We start from the raw sequence: 5821 nt of genomic DNA, 5'->3' as shown, positions 1-5821 counted from the left end.
GAATGCGCTTGAAGCCAAGCTGCAAGTTCTGTGCAGTCTGAAGTGCTTCAATGTCCAAATCATACAGGACTTCCAAATGATCGGATACGAATCCGATCGGTGCAGACAGCACCCACTTGGTTCCCTCGTCCGCAACAGTGGACAGCGTGTCTAATATATCTGGGCCGAGCCATGGTGTTGCAGTCTGGCCTGCACTTTGCCATGTAAAGCGCCATTGACCATCCTTCAGGCCACACTGCTTAGCTATAGCTGCAGCCGTTGCATTCAATTCATCTGGATACGGATCGTTCATCTCCAGTATTCGTGCCGGTAAGCTATGGGCGCTGAACAGCACCTCAATCGCTTCACGATCCGCTCCTTCCTGTACGAATGCATCCAGCTGCTCATTCACTCGCTCCGCAAGCGCATCAATAAGTTCCGGATGCAGATGATAGCTATTCACACATTTCATCTGGATACCGTGCTTCTCCGCCTCTTCCTGAGCACGTTTATTGTAGCTGCCGACACTCATCACGGAGTAATGCGGAGCCAGTACAATACTGACGGCCTCCGTAATACCATCGTGCGCCATTGCTGCTACGCCGTCTTCTATATAAGGCTGAACATGCTTCAACCCTTGATAGCACATATACTGTACATTTGTATTTTCCGTGAGTCGATCCAAAGCAAGCTGCAAGCCAGCGACTTGGCGATCCGTATGCTCACGAAGTGGAAATACACCGCCTACAATTGCTTCATAGCGCTCTTGTAGTTCAGCAAGCTGCTCGGCAGAAGGCGGATTACCTCTCCGGATGTGCGTGTAATAGGGTTCGATTTCTTCCATGCTGCGTGGTGTCCCGTAAGACATGACGAGGACGCCTACTCTTCTCTTACTCATGCGCCACCTCCATCGTGATTTACTGCCAAGTTCTATTTACGAGAAGCAATGGCTTCAGCCGAGTACGAGTGAACAAATTCCGTTAATTGCTTCAGCTTGTCTAGCGATGCCTCTGGGAATAGTCCGTGTCCAAGGTTGAATATATAACCTGGCTCCTTCACGCCTTCGTCTATAATATGAGCCGCTTCACGTTGAATAATGTCCATCGGACCGGTCAGCAGGTACGGATCAAGATTGCCTTGCACCGCATATTTGCCAGCCAAGCGCTTGCGACCTTCTGCAATCGACACACGCCAATCCAGTCCGATCACATCAGCCTTCAGCTCATGCAAATACGGCAGCAGCTCACCTGAGCTAACGCCTGGGAAGTAGATGCTTGGCACACCCAAATCAGATAATTCAGAATATATCCGTTCCATAACAGGGAGGACATATCTCACGTAATCACGTGGCGACAAGGAGCCCACCCAGCTGTCAAATAACTGGAATGCCTTGCCCCCATTCGCAATCTGAGCACGAATATAGCGAATAACCATATCGCCCAGCTTGTCCATAAGAGCGAACCATACTTCCGGCGCTTCATACATCATCGTCTTCGTCCGAATATAGGACTTCGATGGCCGTCCCTCAATGAGATAGCTCGCAATCGTGAACGGTGCTCCCGTAAATGTAATCAACGGTACGTTCAGCTCCGCGTCCAGTATCCGAATTGTCTCGAGAATATGCCCAAGATCTCCTTCTGGATCAACTGGCTTCAAGCGCTCAACATCCTTAGCAGTGCGGATCGGATTATGAATAACTGGACCAACCTGCGCTACAATATCGAAATCAATACCCATCGATGCGACTGGATTCATGATGTCTGAATAGAGGATAGCGGCGTCGACACCAAGCTTCTTCACTGGCATCATCGTCACTTCCGCAGCCAAGTCTGGCTGGCGGCATATTTCAAGTAAGCTGTACTTCTCCTTAATCTTGCGATACTCCGGATCATAGCGACCCGCCTGGCGCATATACCATACTGGCAAGCGATCTACTGATTGTTTGCGGCATGCGCGGATAAAACGATCATTATAAGTCATAGATACCCTCCGAACGAACGGTATTGTGCAAATTGTTACAACCTGACGCTTCCATTATGCCCGTTTTCCAGAACGACCACAACCAGACCATCTCTCGAAGCTATGACAATCTGTTGACAATCGACGTCCGGAAATGAACAGACTTTGACATTTTATCATACATGCCCCTCCTTTGCCGATATTCCACCACTTCTCTGCATTCATTCTGCGTATTCAAATTTGAACATCGACTCATTCGAGACAACCTTACCTTCATAAAATTTATAATGTTGCACATCATATGCTCATGGATTAGGGACACATAGGAGGGACAGCACTTATGGACTGGCTTCAGCAGCTGAATGATGCGTTTCATGATTGCGATGACTTAACCGTGCGTTCTTATGCTGACGGAGAAGTAACGCTATATTACTTTGACCGCCTACTTGATGGAAGGCAATTCCAACAAATTGTCACCTCTTTCTTCGAGGATAATCCAACTGATGTGAGCATTATGCGAATGTTGTCCACATGGCAAGCCGTCAATGAGCCAAGCCCAGCAGCAAGCGAACGCTGTTTCATCACTTCCGTATTGGAAGGTCAGATTGGTGCGGTATACCGTTCAAAACTATATACCGTAGCCTCTGGGGGCGCCCCGACTAGACCCATTGGCGTTACAGAGCGAGAAACCTTAATCACGGGCCCACACGACGCCTTCATCGAAGATGCGTGCACCAACATCGCTCTCTTGCGACAGCGTTTGCGCACAACTCACCTCAAAGTGAAGCAAATAGGCATCGGACACAATTGTACTCAATACGTTTACCTGGTTTACATGGAAGGGAAAGTGGATAAGTCCTCACTTAAGGAAATCAATCGCCGACTGCAGTTCCTTCAAATTGATGAAGTGATGGATGGAAATACAGTTGCAAAATATTTGGAGAATTCGCCGTACTCATTTTTCCCGCAGTGGTACGATACAGAACGGCCTGATGCAATTGCTAGTTGTCTATCGCTTGGCAAAATTGCGCTAATTACTGATAACAGCCCTTCCGTGATGGCGGCTCCTGCACGTTTCTTGGAATTTTTCGCATCAACAGGGGATGCATATGAGAGATGGCATTTCAGCGTTTTTATTCGCTTCCTGCGTTTAGCTGCCTTCATGCTTTCTATTATGTTTAGTGCTTTTTATGTGGCAGTTACAACCTATCACTATCAATTCATTCCGGCTACATTGCTGAAGACCATTGTTAGCTCACGCTCGTCTGTTCCCTTCGACCCGATGATTGAGGCGCTGCTGATGGAATTTGTCATCGAGCTGCTTCGAGAAGCAGGAGTCCGGCTGCCGACGAAGATTGGACAGACTATCGGTATCGTAGGCGGTCTCGTTATTGGACAAGCTGTTGTTCAAGCTGGACTAGCCGGGAATGTACTTATCGTCTCTGTTGCGGCCGGAGCACTCTCCTCCTTCATCGTGCCGAATTATACCATGGAGACCTCACTGCGCCTGCTGCGCTTTGTTGCGATTCTGTTAGCCGGCTTCCTTGGCTACTTCGGGCTGATGGTGTTTTCCATCGTCTTCATTGTGCACCTATGCCATCTGCGCAGTATCAATCGGGAGTATATCTCCTTAAATGGAGTGCCCTTTTATATGTTCTTGACACGATCCCTAATGCCGCAATCTGTGGCGCATCCAGCAACTGATGTTGTGGCGGGTGACGGAAATAAACATGAGATGAAATCGGAGGTGCAGCCTTGTCACCAACATGCAAAGCCTGGGGAGTAGGTATTCTCATCTATATGGCGCAGCGCGGGGTTATGTTTTTTCAATTGCCTAACCTTATGGCACAGCAATTTGGAACGAACAGCTGGATTATGATTCCGGTTTTTTACTTGCTGTCTCTGCTTCACATTATCGTGATGTACTATGGGATGCGAAGACAAGAATTTCGATCCATCCCTCAGCTCATAACGGAGCAGCTGCCTAAGTATGTGGCTGTCCCTCTTCTCACCTTTATTGGCATCCAGTTCATTAGCATCGTGTATATTGTGATTCACTCCTACACCCTTGTATTTCAATATACGAACGACACTTCTGTGAGCATCAATACACTGAGCTTAATCGTATTGGGGACGGCGTTATATTGTGCATGGCTCGGCCCTTATACGATGTCCAAAGCTTCTATTATTTTTCTGGCGCTGACATGCTGGTCTATCGGATTGGAACTGCTGCAGTTCACCGATTTCCAGGTTGCAAGACTTACACCATTTATCTTTTATCAAGCCCAGCCAACAGCAAAAGGCATCGGAGAAATCATGAGTTCGTTCTTCGGGTTTGAGCTATTAATGATGATGGCTCCGCTGCTGGACAACAGGACGAAATGGTTCCGATCCGTGCTCCTATTCAATGGTTTCGTAGCAGCCTACTATTTAATGTACTGCTTGCTAGTCCAGGGCATGCTTCCGCTGCATCAATCCAGTACAATGCGATATCCGGTGCTTCGACTATACGGCGGCTCCCGATTGACAGCACTAGAGAACATAACCGACTTGCTATTTATTTTCATGATGTTCTCAGCTGTTGTCTCTGCCGCGATGTACATATGGAGCGCCTCGCGAGCCATCATGCAATATCAGCTGCAGGATCGCAAACGGCCGGTATTCCTTCTGTTAGGACTGCTGTGTGCGCTGCTTCTGCTTGCTCCCGTTTCAGTTGAACAGTTCAACATGGTTAACGAGATCATCGCTTACGGAGACTGGATTCTTATTTTCACCCTCATCATGCTGTATTGGATACTACCAGTCCGGAATGATAAGACGCGCTCTGCCATGCAGCACGAAGATACGTCCGTGCACGAATCCGCCTGCCCGCAGACGTGAACTGGAGGTTATCACATGAAGGTTATACCCACTAGAAAGCTTGTCTTGGCTGGGATCATCTTGAGTACCTGGATTGCAACAACCGGATGCCAGCAGAAGATTATTGTCAATGAGGCTGGTTTCATTCAGACGATTACCGTCGACACCGGAACGAAACAGCCCTACGAATATGGCATCAGCTTTCCTCAAGAAGCCAATGGAAAAAAGTCAATCATATGGAACACGATTTTGGAAGCACCGGACTTCCAAGGAGCGATGAATCATTTCAATTTATTGACGCAATCTCAGCTCGTGGTTGGACAATTACGCAACATCTTATTCGGCGAAGAGGTCGGGAAACAAACGGTGAATGCCATTCGACATCTCGTCTATGATTCGAAGTTCCCGCTCACCTCTAACCTGCTCATGGTACGGGGCAAGGCGAACTCTATCCTCCAAGCACCGAAGGAAGAGCTGAACCTGCCACTATATCAATTGCTGATGAAGCTTCACAAAAACAAAAATTTAACCTTGTCCTCGCTCTTCAACTTTATCCGAGATGATCTGGATGACGGAATTGAGCCTATCTGTTCGATTGCGAGGTTCGATAATAATAATGTATCTATTCATGGAATGGCATTATTCCGTAATGGAAATTGGGTGGCTACCATACCTGAGGAGGATGTCAACTTCATGCTTACGATGCGTCATAACCGGATGACTGCCCCACTATATATCGCTGAGAAGCATCTCAACACCACCCAGCCGCTCATTATTGAGAACGCTCAAGTCAGAAGGGAAATTCGGGTCCTTCGAACAGATCCCCATCCGGAGGTGGAAATCGCGCTTACCATCAAAGGAGCCACCACCTCTTCATTGAACGAGCTCGGCAACAATAAAGTCGGCACTTCAACAAACATTGCCAATGAGCTTCAGCGCAAGTATGAGCAAGTCATTCACTTTCTGCAGGAAAATCGGACAGATTGCCTCGGAGTAGGCATGCATGTGCGCAATAAAATTGGGT

5 protein-coding genes are annotated in these 5821 nt (G+C 47.9%); 3 read left to right on the top strand and 2 right to left on the bottom strand.

Annotated elements, in window-relative coordinates:
* Nucleotides 1-877: ferrochelatase (gene hemH, locus AZ66_RS25830; RefSeq protein WP_044357487.1), on the bottom strand; the 877-nt coding region annotated here is incomplete at its 3' end.
* 32 nt (nucleotides 878-909) lie between these two features.
* On the bottom strand, nucleotides 910-1959 hold the full coding sequence (gene hemE / locus AZ66_RS25825) for a uroporphyrinogen decarboxylase (RefSeq protein WP_021253265.1): 1050 nt from the start codon (nucleotides 1957-1959) through the stop codon (nucleotides 910-912).
* Between the two features lie 319 nt (nucleotides 1960-2278).
* Here hemE and AZ66_RS25820 point away from each other — a divergent pair, with 319 nt between their 5' ends.
* The 3 genes from AZ66_RS25820 to AZ66_RS25810 all read left to right on the top strand — a co-directional run.
* Nucleotides 2279-3724 carry a spore germination protein gene (locus tag AZ66_RS25820; RefSeq protein ID WP_052648878.1) on the top strand — a complete coding sequence of 482 codons (1446 nt, stop codon included), beginning with the start codon at nucleotides 2279-2281 and terminating at the stop codon, nucleotides 3722-3724.
* Nucleotides 3694-4818 (top strand): GerAB/ArcD/ProY family transporter, encoded by a 1125-nt coding sequence (locus AZ66_RS25815; protein WP_044357486.1) that lies wholly within the window; start codon nucleotides 3694-3696, stop codon nucleotides 4816-4818. Before AZ66_RS25820 ends, AZ66_RS25815 begins: the two co-directional genes overlap by 31 nt.
* 15 nt (nucleotides 4819-4833) lie before the next feature.
* The coding region (locus tag AZ66_RS25810) for a Ger(x)C family spore germination protein (protein WP_044357485.1) at nucleotides 4834-5821 on the top strand (988 nt) is incomplete at its 3' end.

This window comes from Paenibacillus sp. E194 (assembly GCF_000935845.1).
GTDB lineage: Bacteria > Bacillota > Bacilli > Paenibacillales > Paenibacillaceae > Paenibacillus_B > Paenibacillus_B alvei_B.
Note: the sequence above shows the minus strand (reverse complement) of the source record. Positions and strands in the feature narration are given on the sequence as shown.

Coding starts and splice junctions, on each gene's coding strand:
- hemE (WP_021253265.1), bottom strand. CDS start 1,959: ATGACTTATAATGATCGTTTTATCCGCGCATGCCGCAAACAATCAGTA.
- AZ66_RS25820 (WP_052648878.1), top strand. CDS start 2,279: ATGGACTGGCTTCAGCAGCTGAATGATGCGTTTCATGATTGCGATGAC.